At 61.5% G+C, this 21,424-nt stretch carries 23 protein-coding genes; 3 read left to right on the top strand and 20 right to left on the bottom strand.

What is annotated here, in order from left to right; all coding sequences use genetic code 11:
* Nucleotide 1: 1 nt before the first annotated feature.
* From ntrC to dusB, 3 genes are read right to left on the bottom strand one after another with little or no spacing between them, the layout of a single operon-like run.
* Complete coding sequence (ntrC, locus tag NKI59_RS16990) at nucleotides 2-1,462, bottom strand: nitrogen regulation protein NR(I) (RefSeq protein WP_352705522.1); 1,461 nt, start codon at nucleotides 1,460-1,462, stop codon at nucleotides 2-4.
* The gene (locus NKI59_RS16985; protein WP_352705520.1) at nucleotides 1,459-2,604 is read right to left on the bottom strand and encodes a two-component system sensor histidine kinase NtrB; all 1,146 of its coding nucleotides are present in this window, start codon (nucleotides 2,602-2,604) and stop codon (nucleotides 1,459-1,461) included. The genes ntrC and NKI59_RS16985 overlap by 4 nt, the downstream gene beginning before the upstream one ends.
* A complete protein-coding gene (dusB, locus tag NKI59_RS16980; RefSeq protein ID WP_352705518.1) occupies nucleotides 2,601-3,629 on the bottom strand; it encodes a tRNA dihydrouridine synthase DusB in 1,029 nt (342 codons plus the stop codon). The genes NKI59_RS16985 and dusB overlap by 4 nt, the downstream gene beginning before the upstream one ends.
* A 180-nt stretch (nucleotides 3,630-3,809) precedes the next feature.
* Here dusB and NKI59_RS16975 point away from each other — a divergent pair, with 180 nt between their 5' ends.
* Nucleotides 3,810-5,030, top strand: coding sequence for a bifunctional 2-C-methyl-D-erythritol 4-phosphate cytidylyltransferase/2-C-methyl-D-erythritol 2,4-cyclodiphosphate synthase (locus tag NKI59_RS16975; RefSeq protein WP_352615754.1), 1,221 nt, complete (start codon nucleotides 3,810-3,812; stop codon nucleotides 5,028-5,030).
* Entirely contained in the window at nucleotides 5,027-5,536 is a 510-nt protein-coding gene (locus NKI59_RS16970) for a CinA family protein (RefSeq protein ID WP_352615751.1), read from the top strand. Before NKI59_RS16975 ends, NKI59_RS16970 begins: the two co-directional genes overlap by 4 nt.
* On the opposite strand, the gene NKI59_RS16965 is transcribed toward NKI59_RS16970, so the two are convergent.
* From NKI59_RS16965 to eno, 11 genes are all read right to left on the bottom strand, one after another.
* Nucleotides 5,512-5,973, bottom strand: coding sequence for a type II toxin-antitoxin system RatA family toxin (locus NKI59_RS16965; protein ID WP_352457493.1), 462 nt, complete (start codon nucleotides 5,971-5,973; stop codon nucleotides 5,512-5,514). The two genes, NKI59_RS16970 and NKI59_RS16965, sit on opposite strands and share 25 nt — an antisense overlap.
* 12 nt (nucleotides 5,974-5,985) lie before the next feature.
* A complete protein-coding gene (gene lipA / locus NKI59_RS16960; protein ID WP_352705515.1) occupies nucleotides 5,986-6,951 on the bottom strand; it encodes a lipoyl synthase in 966 nt (321 codons plus the stop codon).
* Nucleotides 6,952-7,088: 137 nt separating this feature from the next.
* A complete protein-coding gene (locus NKI59_RS16955) occupies nucleotides 7,089-7,346 on the bottom strand; it encodes a GlsB/YeaQ/YmgE family stress response membrane protein (protein WP_352448939.1) in 258 nt (85 codons plus the stop codon).
* A 98-nt stretch (nucleotides 7,347-7,444) separates the two neighbouring features.
* Entirely contained in the window at nucleotides 7,445-8,890 is a 1,446-nt protein-coding gene (gene lpdA, locus NKI59_RS16950) for a dihydrolipoyl dehydrogenase (RefSeq protein ID WP_352507415.1), read from the bottom strand.
* An 11-nt stretch (nucleotides 8,891-8,901) separates the two neighbouring features.
* Nucleotides 8,902-9,540: an SGNH/GDSL hydrolase family protein gene (locus NKI59_RS16945; protein WP_352705513.1), complete on the bottom strand. Its 639-nt coding sequence runs from the start codon at nucleotides 9,538-9,540 to the stop codon at nucleotides 8,902-8,904.
* Nucleotides 9,537-9,956, bottom strand: coding sequence for a hypothetical protein (locus NKI59_RS16940; RefSeq protein ID WP_352705511.1), 420 nt, complete (start codon nucleotides 9,954-9,956; stop codon nucleotides 9,537-9,539). The genes NKI59_RS16945 and NKI59_RS16940 overlap by 4 nt, the downstream gene beginning before the upstream one ends.
* Nucleotides 9,957-9,973: 17 nt before the next feature.
* A complete protein-coding gene (locus NKI59_RS16935; protein ID WP_352705509.1) occupies nucleotides 9,974-11,350 on the bottom strand; it encodes a pyruvate dehydrogenase complex dihydrolipoamide acetyltransferase in 1,377 nt (458 codons plus the stop codon).
* A gap of 18 nt (nucleotides 11,351-11,368) precedes the next feature.
* Complete coding sequence (locus tag NKI59_RS16930; protein WP_352705507.1) at nucleotides 11,369-12,772, bottom strand: pyruvate dehydrogenase complex E1 component subunit beta; 1,404 nt, start codon at nucleotides 12,770-12,772, stop codon at nucleotides 11,369-11,371.
* Nucleotides 12,773-12,787: 15 nt separating this feature from the next.
* Nucleotides 12,788-13,777 carry a pyruvate dehydrogenase (acetyl-transferring) E1 component subunit alpha gene (gene pdhA / locus NKI59_RS16925; RefSeq protein ID WP_245274631.1) on the bottom strand — a complete coding sequence of 330 codons (990 nt, stop codon included), beginning with the start codon at nucleotides 13,775-13,777 and terminating at the stop codon, nucleotides 12,788-12,790.
* Between the two features lie 222 nt (nucleotides 13,778-13,999).
* Complete coding sequence (locus tag NKI59_RS16920) at nucleotides 14,000-14,320, bottom strand: FtsB family cell division protein (protein ID WP_023675088.1); 321 nt, start codon at nucleotides 14,318-14,320, stop codon at nucleotides 14,000-14,002.
* 134 nt (nucleotides 14,321-14,454) lie between these two features.
* Nucleotides 14,455-15,729 carry a phosphopyruvate hydratase gene (eno, locus tag NKI59_RS16915; protein WP_352705505.1) on the bottom strand — a complete coding sequence of 425 codons (1,275 nt, stop codon included), beginning with the start codon at nucleotides 15,727-15,729 and terminating at the stop codon, nucleotides 14,455-14,457.
* A 202-nt stretch (nucleotides 15,730-15,931) separates the two neighbouring features.
* Here eno and NKI59_RS16910 point away from each other — a divergent pair, with 202 nt between their 5' ends.
* Nucleotides 15,932-16,054: a hypothetical protein gene (locus tag NKI59_RS16910; protein WP_084642452.1), complete on the top strand. Its 123-nt coding sequence runs from the start codon at nucleotides 15,932-15,934 to the stop codon at nucleotides 16,052-16,054.
* A gap of 77 nt (nucleotides 16,055-16,131) precedes the next feature.
* Here NKI59_RS16910 and NKI59_RS16905 read toward each other — a convergent pair whose 3' ends face one another.
* The 6 genes from NKI59_RS16905 to NKI59_RS16880 all read right to left on the bottom strand — a co-directional run bounded on the left by NKI59_RS16905 (nucleotide 16,132) and on the right by NKI59_RS16880 (nucleotide 21,327).
* On the bottom strand, nucleotides 16,132-16,497 hold the full coding sequence (locus NKI59_RS16905) for a PRC-barrel domain-containing protein (RefSeq protein WP_023675091.1): 366 nt from the start codon (nucleotides 16,495-16,497) through the stop codon (nucleotides 16,132-16,134).
* 122 nt (nucleotides 16,498-16,619) lie between these two features.
* Nucleotides 16,620-17,471 carry a 3-deoxy-8-phosphooctulonate synthase gene (gene kdsA / locus NKI59_RS16900; protein WP_352705503.1) on the bottom strand — a complete coding sequence of 284 codons (852 nt, stop codon included), beginning with the start codon at nucleotides 17,469-17,471 and terminating at the stop codon, nucleotides 16,620-16,622.
* Nucleotides 17,468-18,355, bottom strand: coding sequence for a VOC family protein (locus NKI59_RS16895; protein ID WP_352705501.1), 888 nt, complete (start codon nucleotides 18,353-18,355; stop codon nucleotides 17,468-17,470). The genes kdsA and NKI59_RS16895 overlap by 4 nt, the downstream gene beginning before the upstream one ends.
* A 96-nt stretch (nucleotides 18,356-18,451) precedes the next feature.
* Nucleotides 18,452-18,739 carry a Dabb family protein gene (locus NKI59_RS16890; protein WP_352577846.1) on the bottom strand — a complete coding sequence of 96 codons (288 nt, stop codon included), beginning with the start codon at nucleotides 18,737-18,739 and terminating at the stop codon, nucleotides 18,452-18,454.
* A 102-nt stretch (nucleotides 18,740-18,841) separates the two neighbouring features.
* Nucleotides 18,842-19,177 (bottom strand): hypothetical protein, encoded by a 336-nt coding sequence (locus tag NKI59_RS16885; RefSeq protein WP_352705499.1) that lies wholly within the window; start codon nucleotides 19,175-19,177, stop codon nucleotides 18,842-18,844.
* A gap of 170 nt (nucleotides 19,178-19,347) precedes the next feature.
* A complete protein-coding gene (locus NKI59_RS16880) occupies nucleotides 19,348-21,327 on the bottom strand; it encodes a bifunctional 2',3'-cyclic-nucleotide 2'-phosphodiesterase/3'-nucleotidase (protein WP_352705497.1) in 1,980 nt (659 codons plus the stop codon).
* Nucleotides 21,328-21,424: the final 97 nt, after the last annotated feature.

Genomic DNA, 21,424 nt, shown 5'->3' with positions numbered 1-21,424 from the left:
TCTAGACCTGCCTGGAGGACTTGTAGACGTTGACGCCGAGTTCGCGAATCTTCTTGCGCAGCGTGTTGCGGTTGAGTCCGAGCAAGTCGGCGGCCTTGATCTGGTTACCGCGCGTTGCGGTCATCGAGGCGAGGACCAGGGGATACTCGACCTCGGAGAGGATTCGCTGATAGAGCCCGGCCGGGGGCAAGTCGCCGGCAAACGAGGCAAAATAGCGTTGCAGGAAATGCTCCACCGCCTGGCCGATGGAAAGGTCATCGGGAATGAGGTTGCCGCCACCTGGAACGACAGGCCTTTCGCCGGTCTTCAACTCCGCCTCGATGATCTCGGCCGAAATCTCGTCCTGCGAATACAGTGCGGCCAGCCTGCGGATGAGGTTTTCGAGTTCGCGCACGTTGCCGGGCCATGGGTAGCGCTTCATCAGCTCGATGCCGCCGGTGGAAATGCGCTTGGTCTGCAAGCCTTCACTGGCGCCGAGCTTGAAGAAGTGGCGGACGAGGTCCGGAATGTCCTCCGACCGCTCGCGCAGCGCCGGCAGCCTGAGCGGCACAACGTTCAAGCGGTAGAACAGGTCCTCGCGGAAAAGCCCCTGATTGATCAGTGTGCGCAGGTCCTTGTTGGTGGCAGCGACGATGCGCACGTCGGTCTTGATCGGCGTGCGGCCGCCGACCGTGGTGTATTCGCCCTGCTGCAACACACGCAGCAGCCGCGTCTGCGCTTCCATCGGCATATCACCGATCTCGTCGAGGAAGAGCGTGCCGCCTTCGGCCTGCTCGAAACGGCCGGTGGATCGGTTCTGCGCGCCGGTAAAGGCGCCCTTCTCGTGCCCGAACAACTCCGATTCGATCAGGTCGCGCGGGATCGCCGCCATGTTGATGGCGACGAAGGGACCGCCTCGGCGGCGGCCGTATTCATGCAGCGCGCGCGCCACCAGCTCCTTGCCGGTACCCGATTCGCCCGAGATCATCACCGTCAGGTCGGTCTGCATCATGCGCGCCAGCATGCGGTAGATGTCCTGCATGGCCGCCGAGCGGCCGACCAGCGGCATCGTTTCAGGCGGCTCGTCGGCACGCGTATCGATCTTGGGCCGCCGCGGCTCGGAAAGCGCGCGGTTGACGATGTTGAGCAGCTCCGTCAGGTCGAACGGTTTCGGCAGATATTCATAGGCTCCGGTTTCGGAGGCCCGGATCGCAGTCATGAACGTGTTCTGCGCACTCATGACGATGACCGGCAGTTCCGGTCGCGCCTTCTTGATGCGCGGTAGCATGTCGAAGGCGTTCTCGTCGGGCATGACAACGTCGGTGATGACCAGATCGCCCTCGCCCGCCGCCACCCAGCGCCACAGCGTCGAGGCATTGGAGGTGACGCGCACGTCGTGACCGACGCGCGAAAGCGCCTGGTTGAGAACTGTGCGGATGGCCGCATCGTCGTCAGCGACGAGAATATTGCCGCGAACGGTCATTTGCGGTCTCCTTCACCGTCGTCGTCGGTGCCAAACTGGGTTTCTTTCCACGCCGGCATCAGGATGCGGAAAGTGGTGCCGCGCGGCGTCGATTCGCATTCAATGATGCCGCCATGCTCGCCGACGATCTTTGCGACCAGCGCCAGACCGAGACCGGAGCCGTTCGGCTTGGTGGTGATGAAAGGATCGAACAGGATCGGCAGGATATCTTCGGAGACACCCGAACCGTTGTCGCGCACGCAGAATTCCAATGGCAGCGACACGCGGTCCTGTGTTCCCGGCACAGAAACGCGAATGCCCGGGCGGAAGGCGGTCGATAGCATGATCTCGCCCTGTGGATCGCTGCCGATCGCCTCGGCGGCATTTTTTACCAGATTGAGGAAGACCTGGATGAGCTGGTCGCGATTGGCAAAAACCGGAGGCAATGATGGATCATAGTCCTCCAATATCTTGATCCGCTTGGCAAAACCGTTCTTGGCGATTGCCTTGACATGGTCGAGCACGACATGGATGTTGACGGGGTAGCGGTCGATCGGCCGCTCGTCCGAAAACACCTCCATGCGGTCGACCAGCGAGACAATGCGGTCGGTCTCGTCGGTGATCAGCCTGGTCAGTGCGCGATCCTCGTCGGACGCCGACAGCTCAAGCAGCTGCGCGGCTCCACGAATGCCGGACAGCGGGTTCTTGATCTCATGGGCAAGCATCGCGGCGAGGCCGGTAACCGAGCGTGCCGCGCCGCGATGCGTCATCTGCCGGTCGATTTTGTCGGCCATTGAGCGTTCCTGGAACATCACCACGACCGAGCCTGGAAATTCCGTCACTGGTGCGACGTAGAGGTCGACCACCTTCTCGATGCCGAGACGTGGCGACGACACGTCGACCCGGTATTCGTTGACCGGCGCCCGGCGCTCGCGCACCTGGTCGACAAGCGTCAGCAGCGGACTGCCGAAAGGAATGAGCTTGTGCAGCGTGTTGCGCGCGAGCATCGTGGCGCTCGAACGGAAAAAGTCCTCGGCATCGGCATTGGCGAAGGTGATGAAGCCTTGCGGATCGACCATGATCACCGGCCGACGAATGGTGTTGAGCACAATATGCGCGGCGTCCGCCATATCCGTGCTCTGTGTGACGACGGTGGCGTTCATGCCGCACTCCGCAGGTTCGCCGCTTCGGGAGCGGTTGAAAACATGTCGCGCAGCAACGCAATGACACGCCCAGGCTCCAAAGACGTGAGTATGGCCTTGCGCCGGTCGTCGCTTGTGCCGCCGGCGTCGCGGTCGAGATACCAGCCGAGATGCTTGCGCGCCTGGCGCACTCCGCTTTCCACGCCATAGAGCGCCAGCATATCTTCGTAATGGGCAATGACGTATTCGGACAGCGCTTGCGGGCTTTCCGGCATGCCAGATACCGGCTCGGCCAGCGCGGTCGCTACAATGCTGCCGGCAGTCCACGGCGCGCCATAGTGCGCGCGGCCGACCATCACCGCGTCGGCGCCAGACTGCTCAAGGATCGACACGGCCTCTGCCGGCGAGCCGACATCGCCATTGGCAACGACCGGGATCGAGACGGCCTGCTTGACGCGTGCGATGGCACGCCAGTCGGCCGTGCCCTGATAGAACTGGCAACGCGTGCGGCCGTGCACCGTCACCATCATCACCCCGGCCTGCTCAGCGCGTCGCGCCAGCATCGGCGCGTTGAGCGCGCCTTCGTCCCAGCCGAGCCGCATCTTGACCGTGACCGGCACGTCGACCGCGCCGACTACCGCTTCGATCAGCGACAGCGCGTGGTCGAGGTCTCGCATCAGTGCCGAACCGGCATAGCCGCCCGTCACCTTCTTGGCCGGACAGCCCATGTTGATGTCGATGATGTCGGCGCCTTCGCCGACCGCGATTCGCGCGCCCTCGGCCATGTGCATCGCCTCGCGGCCGGCAAGCTGGACCATGTGGACAGGCAGCCCGGAATGACGGATGCGCAGGCCCGAGCCAGCCCTGCCCTTTGCAAGCTCACCGCTCGCCACCATTTCCGAAACGACCAGCCCGGCGCCATGCGCATGGGCGCGCTGCCGGAACGGTTCGTCGGTGATGCCCGACATCGGCGCGAGAAACACGCGGTTGCGGATTCTCACGCCTCCCACATCCAGCGGCGAAGCCAATTTGGTCACATCAGGCATGCACAAAAACCAAGCACCTTCGGTTGCTGCACATTCTCTAGCCAGAACGACGGCAATGTGCAACGCGCAATGTCGTGACATTAAGGCGCATTTGGGAAAAAAAGGATCGCCGCACCGCATCAATCCTGGGTCTTCTGAAAGCGATACCACTTTTCTGGATCATGCGCTAAGCGTCTCGGCATGAGAGACGTGAGCGAAAAGCATGCTGCCGACGACAAGGTCGCCGTGGTCATCGTTGCTGCCGGTCGCGGCGCGCGCGCCGGACAGGCCAATGGACCGAAGCAATATCAGCAGATTGGCGGCGGCGCCGTTATTGCACGCACACTCGACGCCTTTCTGACGCATCCGAAAATTGGAGCTGTCGTCGTTGCTATACATGCCGAAGACGACGCGCTTTTCCGCCGCGCCGCCGGCGCGAACGCCGACCGTGTCGTCGCTGTGATCGGCGGTACGTCACGCCAGGAGTCCGTCCGGCTTGGACTGCTGGCGTTGAGAAGCCATGCGCCGGGCCGGGTCCTGATCCATGATGCGGCTCGGCCGTTTGTCGATGCGGAACTGATAGACCGTACGATCGCCGCCATTGAAGAGCGCCAGGGAGCGCTGCCTGCTTTGCCCGTTGCCGATACGCTGAAGCGCGAAACGGCCGAAGGCATGATCGGCGAAACAGTGTCCAGGGCCGGGCTCCATGCCGCACAAACACCACAAGGCTTTCCCTTCTGGCCGATCCTGGCTGCGCACGAAAAGGCTCATCATCTGGGCAAGGCGGATTTCACCGACGATGCGGCTATCGCCGAATGGGCGCATATTCCGGTGAAGATCGTTCCCGGCTCGCCGGACAATGTCAAACTGACCTGGGCACGGGATATTGCAATGGCGGATCAGCGGCTTTCCAGCGCCCCACGTTTTCCCGACATCCGAACCGGCAATGGCTATGACGTGCATGCGTTCGAGCCCGGCGACCATGTCACCCTGTGCGGCGTCGCCATTCCACACGACAGGAAGTTATCCGGCCATTCGGATGCCGATGTCGGTCTCCATGCCTTGACCGACGCCCTGCTGGCCACCTGCGGCGCCGGTGACATCGGCACGCATTTCCCGCCCTCCGACCCACAGTGGAAAGGGGCCGCTTCACGCATCTTCGTCGAACACGCGGCCAAGCTGGTGCGCGCGCGCGGCGGGCGCATCGCCAACGCCGACATCACCCTGATCTGCGAGGCGCCGCGCGTCGGCCCACATCGCGAGGCAATGACCGAAGCGCTTTCGGCAATGCTGCGAATTTCGCGCAATCGCATCTCGATCAAGGCGACAACCAATGAGAAGCTCGGCTTCGTCGGCCGTGAGGAAGGCATAGCGGCCATCGCGACCGCCAGCGTTGTGTTTCCAGGGGATGTCCCCGAGTGAGCAATAGCGATCTCGCAGATGCCCTGCTTCAGGCCTGCCAGCAGCGCGGTATCATGCTGGCGACGGCGGAGAGCTGCACCGGCGGCATGATCATCGCCGCGCTGACCGACATTGCCGGCTCTTCCACGGTGGTCGATCGCGGCTTCATCACCTATTCCAACCAGGCCAAGACCGAAATGCTCGGCGTCTCGGCCGCTACGCTCGAAGCGCACGGCGCGGTCTCGCGCGAGACTGCGGTGGAGATGGCGGCCGGGGCCTTGGCCCATTCGCCGGCCGGGCTCGCGCTCGCGGTGACCGGCATCGCCGGTCCGGGCGGCGGCTCGGCGGAGAAACCTGTCGGCCTGGTCTGGTTCGGCGTTGCCGTGGCTGGCCGGCCGGTGGTCAGCGAATGCCAGCTGTTCGCCGACAAGGGCCGTGATTTCATTCGCCGGGAGACGGTCCAACATGCGCTTGAACTGGGTCTGCGCGCGCTCGCCGCGGATCAGGCTGCCGATGGCGCGCCGTAGATGATTTCGGCACGTTTCTCGAACGCCTCGGAGAACATGCGGAAGGCGCGGTCGAACATGGTTCCCATGAGCGCACCCAGAATGCGGCTCTTGAACTCATAGTCGATAAAGAAACAGACGTTGCAACCGCCGCCGTCCGCCGGGTCGAAGCGCCAGACATTGCTGAGATATTTGAACGGGCCGTCGATATATTTGACGTCGATGGCGTTCTCGTCAGGCTTCAGCAGCACCTGCGTGGTGAAAGTCTCGCGGATCGCCTTGTAGCCGATGCTCATGTCCGCGATGAGCAGGGTGCGTCCGTTGCGTTCCTTGCGCGAACGAACCGTAAGTGCCTCGCAAAGCGGCAGGAATTGCGGATAGGATTCGATATCGGCAACCAGAGCGAACATCTGCTCCGGCGTATGCGCGACGCGGCGATGGGCTTCGAATTGTGGCATGAAACCAGTTTGTTAGGCGGACTTCCTGAGAAACGCTTCGCGCGCCGCGCGTAGTCTGGCGAAATCGTCCCCGGCATGGTGCGACGAGCGCGTCAGCGGGCTCGACGCCACCAGCAGGAAGCCCTTGGTCTTGCCGATCGTCTCGAAGGACTTGAATTCCTCCGGCGTGACGAAGCGTATAACCCGATGGTGCTTCTTCGACGGCTGCAGATATTGGCCGATGGTCATGAAATCGACATTGGCCGAACGCAGATCGTCCATCAGTTGCAGGATTTCGTTCCGCTCCTCGCCAAGGCCGACCATGATGCCGGACTTGGTGAAGATCGAGGGGTCGAGTTCCTTGACCCGCTGCAAGAGCCTGATCGAGTGGAAATAGCGCGCACCCGGCCGAACAGTCAGATAGTTCGACGGAACGGTCTCGAGATTATGGTTGAAAACATCCGGCTTGGCCGCCACGACGATCTCCAGCGCACCGTCCTTGCGCAGGAAATCGGGCGTCAGGATTTCGATCGTCGTCGACGGGGTTGCTGCCCTGATCGCACGGATGACATCGGCAAAATGCTGGGCCCCGCCATCGGCGAGATCGTCGCGATCGACGGAGGTGATGACGACATGGCTCAAGCCCATTTGCTTGACCGCATGCGCGACACGCGCCGGCTCGTCGGGATCGAGTGCGGTCGGGATGCCGGTGGCGACATTGCAAAAGGCGCAGGCCCGCGTGCAGATCTCGCCCATGATCATGAAGGTGGCGTGCTTCTTCTCCCAGCACTCGCCGATATTGGGGCAGCCCGCCTCTTCGCAAACCGTCACCAGTTTGTGAGACTTCACGATTTCGCGCGTCTCGGCATAGCCTTTCGACATCGGCGCTTTGACGCGGATCCAGTCAGGCTTGCGCAGTACGTCCTGATCCGGCTTGTGCGCCTTTTCGGGATGCCGCAGGCGCGGCGCATTGGCAATCGTGTCGAGGACGGTGACCATGTGAAACCCGGCTCATTGGCAAGCGCTTGTCCAGCGCTCGCTCTACCCACGTCATCTAGGACTTTTCGGCGAAAAGAAAAAGGCCGCGATCACGCATGCCGCGGTGGCCTTTTTCGCATAGCAAGTGCCGACAGAGGTTAGCGGCGCACCAGTCGTCCGACCGCAATCAGAATGCAGGCACCGATGAAGCCGGTGATCAGATAGGCGATCCAGCCGACGCCGAAGATGCCGATGTTCAGGGCCTGCAGGATGGCGTTCAACACGATTGCGCCGACAATGCCGAGAACGATGTTCATGAGGATGCCGGTGTTGCTCTTCATGAACATTTCGGCGAGCCATCCCGCCAGGCCGCCGATGATGATGGCTGCAACCCAGCCCACGCCGTTCATTTCCATATGCCCTCTCCTTGTATGATGGATGATGCCTGCGAAACGAATTGCTCTGCCGTCGAGTTCCTTTGTGTCTTCCGTGTGAGACTCGCCCAACTAATTTATCATGCATTCAGTGCGCGGCCATAGGCGTCGAGTACACTCTCCTTCATCATCTCCGACAGCGTCGGGTGCGGGAAGATCGTGTGCATCAGCTCTTCCTCGGTGGTCTCCAGATTCATCGCCACGACGAAGCCCTGGATCAGTTCGGTTACTTCTGCGCCGACCATATGGGCACCCAGCAACTGGCCGGTCTTCTTGTCGAAAATGGTCTTGACGAAGCCTTGGTCCTCGCCGAGCGCAATCGCCTTGCCGTTTGCCGCGAACTGAAAGCGGCCGACGCGGATGTCCTTTCCGTCGGCTTTCGCTTTGGCTTCCGTCAGTCCGACCGAGGCGACTTGCGGATTGCAATAGGTGCAGCCCGGGATCTTCAGCTTGTCGATGGCATGCACGCCGGGGAAATTGGCGATCTTTTCCACACAGACCACGCCCTCATGCTCGGCCTTGTGGGCGAGCATCGGCGGTCCGGCAACGTCGCCGATGGCGTAAACGCCCGGCACATTGGTCTTGCCGTAGCCGTCGACGACGACGCAACCGCGGTCCGTCTTCACGCCGAGCGTCTCGAGGCCGAGGTTCTCGATATTGCCTTGTACGCCGACGGCCGAGATCATGCGATCGGCGGTGATCTTCTCGACCTTGCCGTCCTTCATCTCGACATGCGCGGTGACCGAGTTAGTGCCCTTCTCGACCTTGGTCACCTTGGCTTCTAGGATGATCTTCATGCCCTGCTTCTCGAACTGCTTCTGCGCGAATTTCGAGACCTCGGCGTCCTCGACCGGCATCACAGCCGGCAGCAGTTCGACCACCGTCACCTCGGCGCCCATGGTGCGGTAGAACGAGGCGAACTCGATGCCGATGGCGCCCGAGCCCATCACCAGCAGCGATTTCGGCATCTCTTTCGGCACCATCGCCTCGAAATAGGTCCAGATCAACTTGCCGTCAGGCTCGATGCCGGGCAGCGCGCGCGGCCTGGCGCCGGTCGCCAGGATGATGTGCTTGGCGCTATAGGTGCCCTCGCCCTTGACGCCCTTGGGCGCCGGCGGCTGCGGCTCCATCGGCTTCTTCGACGATTTCGACACGACGATCTCGCCGGGTTTCGTCAGCTTGGCTTCGCCCCAGATGACGTCGACCTTGTTCTTCTTCATCAGGAAGCCGACGCCGCCGTTGAGCCGCAGCGAGACCTTTCGCGAGCGATCGACGACGGCGGCTGTGTCGACGCCGACCTTGCCATCGATCTTCAGGCCGTAGTCCTTCAGATGATCCGAATAGTGCATGATCTCGGCGGAGCGCAGCAGCGCTTTGGTCGGAATGCAGCCCCAGTTGAGGCAGATGCCGCCCAAGTGCTCGCGCTCGACGATCGCCGTCTTGAAGCCAAGCTGGGCCGAACGCACTGCAGTGACATAGCCGCCGGGGCCGGAGCCGATGATGATGACGTCGTAGTTCTCAGCCACGGCTTTCTCCTTCACAATTCCAACATGAGGCGCACGAGCGGCGCCAGCGCTTGCCCGACGTTCCGCGTGTTTTCCGCGTCCAGGTGGACGCCGTCGAGCGGCGTGGTTTTGGCCACCGTGCCGGCATCGAAGAAGCCGCAGCCGGCCTCGCCGGCAAGGGCGGAATATTGCGGCGCCAGCCGCTTTGACGCGTCATCGCCGCCGGCGAACATTTCCTTGAACTCGGCGTTTTCCGTGCGGCTGACTACGGGCGGCGCGACGATCAGGATCTGCGGAGCCGGCCAATCGAATGGGTAATCGTGACCGCGCACGATATCGATCAGGCGTTGCATGCCTTGCTTGGCCGCGACCGGATTACCATGAATCCACGGCTTCATATCGTTGGCGCCGAGCATGATGACGATCAAGTCGATCGGTGCGTGCGTCGTCAGGATTGTTGGCAACAGCCTTGCGCCATTGCGGTCCGCCCCGGCCAAGTGATCGTCGAAGGCGGTGGTTCGGCCATTCAGGCCTTCGGCGATGACCTCGACGCCGCTGCCCAACGCTGCCTGCAGCACGCTCGGCCAGCGATCTTCCAGCGGATGCCGGCCGAGGTTTGCCGCGTCATAGCCCCAGGTAAGCGAATCGCCGTAGCAGAGGACCGTCTTCATGTGCCTGCCCCGCCGAAACCCGGTTGCGAGCGCGCCAATCGCCAGCGCACGAAAAGCCACTGGACCAGCACCGTAGCGATGCCTGGCAGGACGAGACCTGCGACTACGGGAAGATCGCCCGACCACTGGCTCTTGCCTGGGGGCTGGGAGAAAGTCCAGCCGATCAGGGCAACTCCAACGAGCACAAAAAACGCTACCCCTATGGTCGCCGTCAGCTTTGTTGCCCGTCGTGGGTCCGACATGAATTGTGCGATGAAGAACGCGACCGTCACGAGGACGGTGACGAGAGCCGAGATCATGAAGACAAGGATGTACTCTACGTCGGCATTGGTGGCGACGGCGAGCCACTGCGCCACCAATCCGCCCGCCAAACCGGAAAGAAAAAAGGCGAAAAGGCTGGTGAAGAATTTCCGCACCGCCCTGTTCCCCTCTCTTAAACCAGCATGCCCATCGGGTTTTCGACCATGCGTTTGAAGGCGACGAGCAGCTCGGCGCCGAGCGCACCGTCGACGGCGCGGTGATCGGTCGACAACGTCACCGACATGATCGTGGCGATCTTGATCTCGCCGTTCTTGACCACCGCGCGTTGCTCGCCGGCGCCGACCGCCAGGATCGTCGCATGCGGCGGGTTGATGACGGCAGAAAAATCCTTGATGCCGAACATGCCGAGATTGGACACCGCCGTGGTGCCGCCCTGATATTCTTCCGGCTTCAGCTTGCGGCTGCGGGCGCGGCCGGCAAGATCCTTCATCTCGTTGGAGATGACGGACATCGTCTTTTCGTCAGCACGCCGGATGATCGGGGTGATCAGGCCGCCGGGGATCGATACGGCAACGCCGACATCGGCGTGCTTGTGCTTGATCATGGCGTTTTCTGTCCATGACGCATTGGCATCCGGAACCGCCATCAGCGCCATGGCAAGAGCCTTGATGACCATGTCGTTGACCGACAGCTTGTAGGCCGGCGTTTCGCCCTTCTCGGTCTTCTTCACCGGCGCGGCCGCATTGATCTGCGTGCGCAGGGCCAGAAGTGCGTCGAGCTCGCAGTCGAGCGTCAGATAGAAATGCGGGATGGTGGTCTTGGCTTCGACCAGCCGCCTCGCAATGGTCTTGCGCATATTGTCGTGCGGGATCAACTCGTAGGAGCCTTCGGCAAACAGTTTGAGCACCTGCTCGTCCGACATCGCCTTGGGTGCTGCGGCCGCAGGTGCCGGAGCGCCGGCGGGCGCCGCTTTTGCTGCTGGTGCCGCCTTGGCGCCGCCACTGGAAATTGCGGCATTGACATCGGCCTTTACTACGCGGCCGCGGGGGCCGGAGCCTGTCAGCGCCGCGACATCGACGCCGGCTTCCCTGGCAATGCGCCGGGCCAGCGGCGAGGCGAAGATGCGCTCACCGCTTGCGTGGCCGTTGGCGACCGGCACCGCTTCCGCCTTAGGCGCAGGTGCGGCAGGCTCCTGCTTCGACGCTTCGGGCTTTGATGTTTCAGCTTTGGGGGCTTCCGCTTTCGGAGCCTCAGCCTTGGCCGGCGCAGCGCCATCACCGCTTTTGGCGGCAGAAGCAGCATCCTCGCCCTCGGCAGCCAGCACCGCGATCAGCGCATTGACCTTGACGCCTTCTGTGCCGGCCGGAACCACCAGCTTGGCGACCGTGCCCTCGTCGACGGCTTCGACTTCCATCGTCGCCTTGTCGGTCTCGATCTCGGCAATCACGTCGCCCGGCGAGACCTTATCGCCTTCCTTGACCAGCCACTTGGAAAGATTGCCCTCTTCCATTGTGGGCGACAGCGCCGGCATGGTGATGTTGATCGGCATTTTGTCCTCCCGCCCTGCTCAGCGATACGTGACGGCTTTGACCGCCTCGACGACCTCGCCGACATTGGGCAGCGCCAGCTTTTCGAGGTTCGCCGCATAGGGCATCGGCACGTCCTTGCCGGCAATTGTAATGACCGGTGCATCGAGGAAATCGAAGGCGCGCTGCGAGACCTGATTGGCGATATGGTCGCCGACCGAGTTCTGCGGAAAGCCTTCCTCGACCACCACGAGGCGATTGGTCTTTTTGACCGAGGCGATGATCGTGTCGAAGTCGAGCGGGCGGATGGTGCGCAAGTCGATGATCTCGGCATCGATGCCCATGCCGCGCAACTCCGCCTCCGCCTTGAGCGCGTAGGTCATGCCGATGCCGAACGAGACGATGGTCACGTCCTTGCCGGATTTGTGAATGCGCGCCTTGCCGATCGGCAACACGAAATCGTCCATCTTCGGCACGTCGAAGGAGTGGCCGTAAAGGATTTCGTTTTCGAGGAAGATGACCGGGTTCGGATCGCGGATCGCCGCCTTGAGCAGACCCTTGGCGTCGGCGGCGGTATAAGGCATCACCACCTTCAATCCAGGAATATGGCTGTACCAGGCGGCATAGCACTGCGAATGCTGCGCGGCGACGCGGGCAGCAGCGCCGTTCGGACCGCGAAAGACGATCGGGGCGCCCATCTGGCCGCCGGACATGTAGAGCGTCTTGGCGGCTGAATTGATGATCTGGTCGATCGCCTGCATGGCGAAGTTGAAGGTCATGAATTCGACGATCGGCTTCAGGCCGGCCATCGCCGCGCCAACACCAACGCCGGCAAAGCCGTGCTCGGTGATCGGCGTGTCGACCACGCGTCTCGGACCGAATTCCTGCAACAGGCCCTGTGTGATCTTGTAGGCGCCCTGGTACTCGGCGACTTCCTCGCCCATGACGAAGACGTCGCCGTCGCGGCGCATTTCCTCCGCCATTGCGTCGCGCAAGGCTTCACGCACTGTGGTCGAGATCATTTCGGTGCCGGCCGGGATGTCCGGATCGGCGGCAATTTCCAACCTGGGCGCAGCGGCAACAGGTGCTGCCGCTTCGCTCTTGGCCGCAGCAGCCGCGGGGGCCGGAGCAGCCGCGGGCGCTTCCGCTTGCGCCTCAACAGCCTCCTCGCCGATGCCTTCGCCTGCCTCATCGATGTCTTCGCCATTGACGGCCAGCACAGCGATCAGTGTGTTGACCTTGACACCCTCAGTGCCGGCAGGAACCACGATCTTGGCAAGCGTGCCGTCGTCCACGGCTTCGACTTCCATCGTTGCCTTGTCGGTCTCGATCTCGGCAATGGCGTCACCGGCCGCAACCTTGTCGCCCTCTTTCTTCAACCACTTGGAAACGTTACCCTCTTCCATGGTCGGCGAGAGGGCGGGCATGAGAATTTCGATCGGCATGTCCTTGCCCTCTCGTTAAAGTACGATGTCGGTCCAGAGCTCGGACGGATCCGGCTCCGCGTCGTTCTGGGCAAATTCTGCGGCGTCGGCGACAACGTCGCGGACTTCCTTGTCGATGGCCTTGAGTTCGTCCTCGCTTGCCCATTTCTTGTCGAGCAGCCGCGCTTTGACCTGCTCGATCGGGTCACGTTCGGAGCGCATTTTCTGCACTTCTTCCTTGGAGCGGTATTTTGCCGGATCCGACATCGAATGGCCGCGGTAACGATAGGTCTGCATTTCGAGAATGAGCGGCCCGTTGCCGGCGCGGCACCATTCGGCGGCGAGGTCGCCGGCTGCCTTTACAGCGCGCACATCCATGCCGTCGACCTGGATGCCTGGAATCTTGAAGGACGCGCCGCGGTGCGAGAAATCCGTCTCGGCCGACGAGCGCGAGACCGAGGTGCCCATGGCGTAGCGGTTGTTCTCGATAATGTAGATCACCGGAAGCTTCCACAGCGAGGCCATGTTGAAGCTTTCGTAGACCTGGCCCTGGTTCGCCGCGCCATCGCCGAAATAGGTCAGCGTCACATTGTTGTTGCCGCGATAGCGGTTGGCGAAGGCAATGCCGGTGCCGAGCGACACTTGCGCGCCGACGATGCCGTGGCCGCCGTAAAAATGCTTCTCCTTGGAGAACATGTGCATGGAGCCGCCCTTGCCTCTCGACAGGCCGCTACGGCGCCCGGTCAGTTCGGCCATGACGCCGCGCGGCGACAACTCCATGGCCAGCATATGACCATGGTCGCGATAGGCGGTGATCATCTGGTCGCCGTCGATCAGCGCCATCTTCATGCCGGTAACGACCGCTTCCTGGCCGATGTAGAGGTGGCAGAAACCGCCGATGAAGCCCATGCCGTAAAGCTGGCCGGCCTTTTCCTCGAAGCGGCGGATGAGCAGCATGTGCCGGTAGGCGGCAAGCTCCTGGTCTTTGGTGAATTCAACAGGCTTCGGGGTGGAAAGGCCCGGCATCTTGCCGTCTGATTTGGATTTGGCAGGCGCTTTTCTGGTGGCGGTGGCCATGCATCACTCCCTGTTGGCGTCTCTTGGCGGACAGCGAGGGAGATCAGTTCTCCCACCGATTTGAGGCAGGCTAACATGCAGGGAAGGCTTTCGCCATGCCGAAAACGCATGGCTGTCATGCATCTAAGCAATTAAAATCATTGCAAATATTGCTGATTAACTGAGATCAGGTTATCTTGCGACCGGCAGCATGATGGTGATCTCGTCGGCGTGGGACAGATTAAGTGCCTTGCGCGCCTGCTCGTCCAGCATGTCCTTCTCCAGCGTGCCCTCATGCATCAGCTGAACGCGGCGCTCGAGATCGATCCGGCGCGCCCTGACGGCATCGAGCCTGCCCTGCAATTCGGCAGTCTCAGCTTCGAGCTGATACTTGGAATAGATGCCGAACTCGCCATGATAGGCATGGAAACCGAAATAAGTCAGGAACACCACGCAGAGCGAGGGGATGATCAGCCGGCCGGTGTTTCTTTGCTTGTGCTGGCGTGTCCACATGGTCCGAATCCTCTACGCCGCCTTTGTCGCCCGATTGTGCTTAATGGATGGTTACAGCCTGTTGGATTCAGAGCCTGGAAGCAAAAAAGGGCGGGAATGTCCCCGCCCTCGTCGCCACGGATTTTCTCTCGAAATCAGCTTTTCACGATCGACTTGCCGGCATATCGCGCCTGCTTGCCGAGCTCCTCCTCAATGCGGATGAGCTGGTTGTACTTGGCCATGCGATCCGAGCGCGACAGCGAGCCCGTCTTGATCTGCCCGCAATTGGTGGCAACGGCGAGGTCGGCGATGGTCGAATCCTCGGTCTCGCCCGAGCGGTGCGACATCACCGCGGTATAGCCGGCCTTGTGCGCGGTCTCGACGGCGTCGAGCGTTTCGGTAAGCGAGCCGATCTGGTTGACCTTGACCAGGATCGAATTGGCGACACCCATGCGGATGCCGTCGCGCAGCCGCGCCGTGTTGGTGACGAACAGATCGTCGCCAACCAGCTGCGTTTGCTTGCCGATGAGATCAGTCAGTGTTTTCCAACCGTCCCAGTCATCCTCGGCCAGGCCGTCCTCAATGGTGATGATCGGGTAGTCGGCAGCGAGTTTGGCTAGATATTTGGCCTGCGCCTTCGGGTCGCGGGTTTTCCTCTCGCCTTCATAGACGTAGTTGCCATCCTTGAAGAATTCGGTCGCCGCGCAGTCGAGGCCTAGCGCAACCTCCTCGCCGGGCTTGAAGCCAGCCTGCTCGATCGATTCCATGATGAAGTCGAGCGCGGCCGGCGCGCTCTTCAGGTTGGGGGCAAAGCCGCCCTCGTCGCCGACATTGGTGTTATGGCCGGCGTCCTTCAGCTTCTTTCGCAGCGTATGAAAGATCTCCGAGCCCCAGCGCACGCCGTCGCGCAGCGTCGGCGCGCCGATCGGCAGGATCATGAATTCCTGGAAATCGATCGGGTTGTCGGCATGCGCGCCGCCATTGATGATGTTCATCATAGGCACCGGCAGCACATGGGCCTTGGTGCCGCCGACATAACGATAGAGCGGCAGGTCGGCCGCTTCGGCCGCGGCCTTGGCCACAGCCAGCGACACGCCGAGGACGGCATTGGCGCCGAGCCGGCTCTTGTTGGGCGTACCATCGAGCTCGATCATGGTCTGGTCGATATGGATCTGATTCTCTGCCTCCATGCCGCCGATCGCCTCGAACAGCTCGCCGTTCACCGCCTCGACCGCCGTGAGCACGCCCTTGCCGAGATAGCGGGGGCCGCCATCGCGCAGTTCGACCGCCTCATGCGCGCCGGTCGAGGCGCCGGACGGCACCGCGGCGCGACCCATCGAGCCGTCTTCGAGCACGACGTCGACCTCCACGGTCGGATTTCCGCGGCTGTCCAGGATTTCACGCCCGACAATGTCGATGATGGCCGTCATTGCGATGTCCCCGATTGATCGATTGAAGCGTCGCGCACCTCTTAGCCAAAGCGCCGCAAAACGCAATCGGGGCACTTGCAAATATTGCCCGTGCGCTACGGATTCACGAAGCACGAAGCGCTGTCATCATTTGTCATACGCGGCATGCCGGTTTCTGGTTTATGGCTGTTGTCGCGCGGGGCGAAACAGGAGGAGTTTCGCCATGTCCCAGTTGAGCGGTATTGTGAGTTTGTTCCTGATCGCGGCTGCGTTCCTGACGTCGTGCGACAATCAGCAACCCCCGCAGGGATCGTCGCCTTTGCCGGCCCTGCAGATTGCGCAGTAGCATCCCGCCACATCGAAAGGCCCCCGATTTCCCGGGGGCCTTTTTGATTCCAGGAGACTTAGTCAGTGCCAGTAAGGTCAGTGCCAGTAAGGCTCGACCTTGTAGTAGTTGTATGAGGCGTCACGCGCGGCCTCGCCGTCGGCGCCGGTCAGCTCGTTGATCGAATAGGAAGGAGCGGCCATCAGCTGGTCTTTGGTGAACGGCACGACATAGCCGCCCTTGTTCTCATCATAGTCAAGGCTCGCCCACGGAATGGCGTGGTATTTCTCGCCGATGCCGAGAAATCCGCCAAAACCGATCACGGCAAACATGATTCCGTTCGACAGTTTGTCGAGCATGACGTCCTCGATGTCGCCGATATGAGTGCCTTCCGTATTGTAGACCGATGTGCCGATAACCCGCGAAGCGGCGATGGCTTCGGTGTGTCCCGTCTGGGTCGTCATGGTGTGCTCCTCGTCGTCGTTGACATTAGATTTTGACAATGAGGGCCGCGGGCTAAGGTTCCAGGCGGGTTCGAAATTCTTCAAAGTTTTCTTGGCGGCGCTGCTGTGGCGCAACTGCTGGTTCAACCCACGCTTTTGGCAATGCGATCGAACGCCATCAGCCGTTCAAGCAATGCGGGAAGATCCTTTAGCGGCACCATGTTGGGACCGTCGGAAGGCGCGTTGTCGGGGTCCTGGTGCGTCTCGATGAAGACGCCGGCGACGCCAACCGCGACGGCCGCGCGCGCCAGCGTCTCGACAAAGCGCCGGTCGCCTCCAGACGAACCGCCCTGCCCACCCGGCTGCTGCACGGAATGGGTGGCATCGAAAATCACCGGCGCGCCGATCTCGGCCATGATCGGCAGCGCCCGCATGTCGGACACCAGGGTGTTGTAACCAAAGGATGCGCCGCGCTCGGTGACCAAGACATTGGCGTTGCCGGAGCCGATGATCTTGGCGACGACGTTCTTCATGTCCCACGGCGCGAGGAATTGCCCCTTCTTCACATTCACCACCTTGCCGGTTCTTGCCGCAGCGATCAGCAAATCGGTCTGGCGGCTGAGGAAGGCAGGAATCTGCAGGATATCGGCATGCGGAGCGACGATCGCGCATTGTTCCTCAGTGTGGATGTCGGTCAGGATCGGCAGCGAAAAATTCTTGCGCAAGTCGTCGAAGATCGGCATTGCCGCTTCAAGTCCCGCACCGCGCGTGCCGCCAAGCGATGTGCGATTGGCCTTGTCGTAGCTGGTCTTGTAGACGAGCCCGATGCCGAGCCTTTCAGTCAATTCCTTTAGCGCACCAGCCATGTCGAAAGCGTGCTGCCGCGATTCCAGCTGGCATGGACCGGCGATCAGCGACAGGGGCGTGCTGTTGCCGAAAATGACCTTGCCGACCGCAACGGAGGAGTTTGGCATCAGTGGATTGAGCTTGTTCATGCGATCTCCCGGAAGATGAAGGCTGCGCGCTGCCCTGGCGCCGGCGGCACGATGATATCACCGCCGCGTATGTCGTGTTCGACGGAATTGGCTGCAAGCAGCTTTGCGACGGTGTCGCCGTGCCTAACCGAAAAGACGATCCCAGCAAAGCGGAGTTCAGATGGCGCGCCGGCAGGAATGCCGAAGCGTGCCGAATAGGCTGCAGGATCCAGAACGGTCACGACGGCATTCGGCAGCTCATAGACAGTGCCGCCGCCCTGCGCCTCGATTCCGGCTGCGATCGAAATCAAATGGCCTTGTTCGAAAGGTTCGCCAGTGACTGCCACGACTTCGACAATGCCGGTTGCGCCATTAGCGTGGGCCTGCAACGCAGTGCGGTCGACGTTCGGCGCATTGATCCGCTCGCAGGCGAAGAGAAAAGCGTCCGCTGTCTTGCCTGTAGCCGCGAAGGCCAGTTTGAACGATGCGGTGTCGCTCTTTCCCGTCGCATCGGTGAAGGCGCGCGAAAAGCTTAGCGCGTCTCCCGCCGACAGACCGGCTTCCATGTAGCGCGCGTGGTCCGCGGCGGCGCTTTCGGTGCCCAGCGCCACGGCAGAAAATCCTTCATCGCCGTTTTCTTCGCGATACGTGCGATCACGCACGACAAAGACATTGCGGTTCGCGATCGCCGTTGCCACGGCCTGCCGGTCAGCGACCGCGAGCGGCTCGAGATAGGTGCCGTCGGTGAGAAAGACACAGCAGTTTTCGGTTCCGAAAGGGTGGATACCTGTCGGCGCAACGGTAAAGCCGAGCAGGGTCAAGCGCGCCCGCGCAACATCGAGGCTCACTGTCGGCAGCACCAGGTGATCGAGCGGATGAGGCCTTGCGGGGGTGTTCTCGGTCATGTCCCGCGCGATGTGCCTCATTCCTGAAAATCGTTCAAGGGCCTAGCCGGCGCCTCAGCGGAAAGACCACATCAGCGCGTAGGGGACGGCGGCTCGTCAACTTGCAACGATGTCGGCCGAATAACGCAATTCGCGCAGCGGTTTTACCCGGCTGGTCGTCTCTGCATAGAGCGGATGCGCCTTGTAGGCGGCGAGCGCTGCCTCGTCCTCGAACTCGGCATAGACGACCACATCGATTTCATCCGAGAGTGGGTCGACCTTGGTGTTGAGCATCACCTCGAAATGGCGCGAGTGGGGTATCTTGCCGAGCGCCAGCAGACCCGTACGCACTGCCTCGACGTCCACTTTACGCCGCGCGCTGAAGAAAACGATATGCCGGATCAACCCAGCCTCCTGGACCGTTGGACCGGCGTTCTTTTGTGTCAGCGGGAGCGTGCCGTCAATCGGCAGGATGTCGCGTCGGCGAACCGTGGCGAGGAAGAGAAACTACACCATACTGGTTACATAGTGCACGACGCGGGTCACCTCCCTGATGGTCCTGTCGAGGTAGCGGCCTTGGTTGTAAATGCCGTCCCAGATCAGGAAAAAGGTGACGGCAGTGATGATGATGACATAACGCATGGCTAAAACTAGCGCATATGGGTGGTTGCAACCATAGTGATTCCGGCCCTGCTGGGAACCTCCCCGAATTTTAACGGCCTCTGTGGTCTGTCTGCTGCGATGCTTGCTGGCCAGAATGGCGCTACCGCTGCAGGGCGGCTTGGAAAGATAACCCCGCTCGGCTTCGACGACCGCTTCCCGCCTCGATCGACCAACTGCCACACGATTATTCCGGTGGGATTTCGACGGACGCGGTGGATCTGGTCATGCCTGCCGTCAAGCGGCGTTTCGCACCACCTGCTTGAAGAGGCCCCCTGTCTCAAACGGATTGGCCGTATCGGGACAGTATCTTAACGCTGAGACAGTTTCGAGCCGACGCTCAAATCCTTGCCTCAAAGCGTGATGCGGTACTTGGAAAACCCCGCTTCGCCCTCGCCCGCCGGCTCGATCGTCAGCGACTTCACTTGCGCAATAAACTCTCTCGCCTTGGCGCCGGTCTCGAATACGACGCTGGTTCCCGGTAGTGGCGCAAACGACCAGTTGGCATCCGCCGACGGGTTGATGGTGCCTTCGCTGACGATATAGCGCACGATCACGTCGCGGTTGGTGTCGGGCGCTTCGTAGATGATCTTCGAGGCATTGATCTCCGGGAAATTGCCGCCGCCGCCGGCTCGGTAGTTGTTGGTGGCGACGACGAATTTCCGCTTGGGACCAATTGGTTTGCCGTCGAACATCAAGTCAATGATGCGGGTCGAGCCAGCATTCACCAGCCCGCCCTTCGAATCATATTTCGGTGGCTGCGACAGGTCGATCCGGTAGGTGACGCCGTCGATCACGTCGAAATTATAAGACGGGAAGTCGGTGTTGATGAGCGCCTGGTCGGCTTTGCCCGGTTCGATCCGGTTGAAGATGCCGGCCGACATTTCCAGCCATTCCTTCACCTCTGCCCCGGTGATTTCGACGGCGCGCACCGTGTTTGGATAGAGATAGAGGTCGGCGACGTTCTTTATGGCGATATCGCCCACCGGCACGTCGGTGTAATAGTCGGCGCCGTTGCGCCCGCCCGCCTTGAACGGTGCCGCCGCCGACAGCAGCGGCATATCCTTCCACTCGGTGTTCTTCAGGATGTCCTTCAAGTACCAGGTCTGCGCCTGACTGACGATCTGCACCGATGGATCGTCGGCGACCAGCGCAAAATAGGAATAGAGCGGCGCCGAGGTTTTGCCGACCGGCCGACGCACATAGGCGAGCGTCGCCTCGTGGTCCTGTTTGAGCGCTTCGACGATGCGCTGGTCGTCCGCGACGGTCGGCTTGTTCGTCTTGTCGACCCGCTCAAAGATAGGCCTGGCCTCAGAGGTCGCCGAGACGATTTTCCATGTCGATCCGTCGCGCTCCAGCAACAGATCGATCAGCCCCATATGCGAGCCCCAGAAGCCGGCCATGACGGCGGGCTTGCCTTGCAACGTGCCTTTCGCCGTATCGACGGCTTCCAGCGACTGAAAGTCCTTCTTACCGGGGAAGACCAGATGCTGGTGGCCGGTGAACACCGCGTCGATACCTTCGACACCAGCAACGAAGAAGGAGGCATTCTCCATCATGTCGTCCTGCTTCACGTCGATGCCGGAATGGGAGAGCGCAATGACGATGTCGGCGCCTTCTTCCTTCATTTGCGGCACCCACGCTTTGGCCGCCTCGACGATGTCGCGCGTCTTGACGCTGCCCTCGAGATTTTTCAGGTCCCAGACCATGATCTGCGGCGGCACGAAGCCGATGATGCCGATCCTGATCGGTTGCTCGGCGCCCGACCCGTCTTTGATCTGCCTGTCGAGGATGACGTAAGGCTTGAGATAAAGCTTGTCGTCGCGCGGGTTCGCGGCGAGCTCCGTGCCGCGGATCAGGTTCGCGCAGACAAACGGGAAATTGGCACCGGCCAGCACCTTGTCCATGAACGACAGGCCGTAGTTGAACTCGTGATTGCCGAGCGTCGAGCATTCGTAGCCGAGCAGGTTCATGCCCTTCATGACCGGATGCAGATCGCCATCCTTCATCCCCCTCTCGTAGGCGATGTAGTCGCCCATCGGGTTGCCTTGCAGAAGGTCGCCATTATCGATCAGCATCGCGTTGGTTGCTTCCTTGCGCACGGCTTCAATCAACGATGCCGTTCGCGACAGCCCCATCGTGTCGTTAGCTTTGTCGGCGTAGTAGTCGTAAGGCAGCACATTCACGTGGATGTCGGTCGTCTCCATAATCCTCAGATGCGCCTGATTGGCTTGAGCCCGGGCGGAGAACGGGTGCAGCATGATCAGCGCTCCGCTGGCGGCAACGCCGGCGAGGAAATCGCGGCGTGAGACGAGGTGGCGCAATTGGGACATTCGTTTTCTCTTTCTTCCACGACGTGACAAGTCCTGCCCGAAGCAAAGCTTCGCGCCGAAATCCAGCCGAGTCCAGAAGCCGATTCCATCAAGAGGA

It is taken from the genome of Mesorhizobium sp. M0598 (assembly GCF_040320865.1).
In the GTDB taxonomy this organism is placed as follows: Bacteria; Pseudomonadota; Alphaproteobacteria; order Rhizobiales; family Rhizobiaceae; genus Mesorhizobium.
The sequence above is the reverse complement of the archived record's forward strand: the minus strand, read 5'-3'. Positions and strand labels throughout refer to the sequence as shown.

Excerpts from the sequence above, each read along its gene's own strand:
- eno (WP_352705505.1), bottom strand. The coding sequence starts at position 15,729 with ATGACGGCCATCATCGACATTGTCGGGCGTGAAATCCTGGACAGCCGC.
- NKI59_RS16965 (WP_352457493.1), bottom strand. The coding sequence starts at position 5,973 with ATGCCACAATTCGAAGCCCATCGCCGCGTCGCGCATACGCCGGAGCAG.
- lipA (WP_352705515.1), bottom strand. The coding sequence starts at position 6,951 with ATGGTCACCGTCCTCGACACGATTGCCAATGCGCCGCGCCTGCGGCAT.
- NKI59_RS16920 (WP_023675088.1), bottom strand. The coding sequence starts at position 14,320 with ATGTGGACACGCCAGCACAAGCAAAGAAACACCGGCCGGCTGATCATC.
- pdhA (WP_245274631.1), bottom strand. The coding sequence starts at position 13,777 with ATGCCGGGCCTTTCCACCCCGAAGCCTGTTGAATTCACCAAAGACCAG.
- ntrC (WP_352705522.1), bottom strand. The coding sequence starts at position 1,462 with ATGACCGTTCGCGGCAATATTCTCGTCGCTGACGACGATGCGGCCATC.
- NKI59_RS16985 (WP_352705520.1), bottom strand. The coding sequence starts at position 2,604 with ATGAACGCCACCGTCGTCACACAGAGCACGGATATGGCGGACGCCGCG.
- kdsA (WP_352705503.1), bottom strand. The coding sequence starts at position 17,471 with ATGAACAAGCTCAATCCACTGATGCCAAACTCCTCCGTTGCGGTCGGC.
- NKI59_RS16880 (WP_352705497.1), bottom strand. The coding sequence starts at position 21,327 with ATGTCCCAATTGCGCCACCTCGTCTCACGCCGCGATTTCCTCGCCGGC.
- NKI59_RS16910 (WP_084642452.1), top strand. The coding sequence starts at position 15,932 with ATGTCCCAGTTGAGCGGTATTGTGAGTTTGTTCCTGATCGCGGCTGCG.
- NKI59_RS16905 (WP_023675091.1), bottom strand. The coding sequence starts at position 16,497 with ATGACGACCCAGACGGGACACACCGAAGCCATCGCCGCTTCGCGGGTT.
- NKI59_RS16895 (WP_352705501.1), bottom strand. The coding sequence starts at position 18,355 with ATGACCGAGAACACCCCCGCAAGGCCTCATCCGCTCGATCACCTGGTG.
- NKI59_RS16955 (WP_352448939.1), bottom strand. The coding sequence starts at position 7,346 with ATGGAAATGAACGGCGTGGGCTGGGTTGCAGCCATCATCATCGGCGGC.
- NKI59_RS16975 (WP_352615754.1), top strand. The coding sequence starts at position 3,810 with ATGAGAGACGTGAGCGAAAAGCATGCTGCCGACGACAAGGTCGCCGTG.
- NKI59_RS16945 (WP_352705513.1), bottom strand. The coding sequence starts at position 9,540 with ATGAAGACGGTCCTCTGCTACGGCGATTCGCTTACCTGGGGCTATGAC.
- NKI59_RS16935 (WP_352705509.1), bottom strand. The coding sequence starts at position 11,350 with ATGCCGATCAACATCACCATGCCGGCGCTGTCGCCCACAATGGAAGAG.
- dusB (WP_352705518.1), bottom strand. The coding sequence starts at position 3,629 with ATGCCTGATGTGACCAAATTGGCTTCGCCGCTGGATGTGGGAGGCGTG.
- NKI59_RS16930 (WP_352705507.1), bottom strand. The coding sequence starts at position 12,772 with ATGCCGATCGAAATTCTCATGCCCGCCCTCTCGCCGACCATGGAAGAG.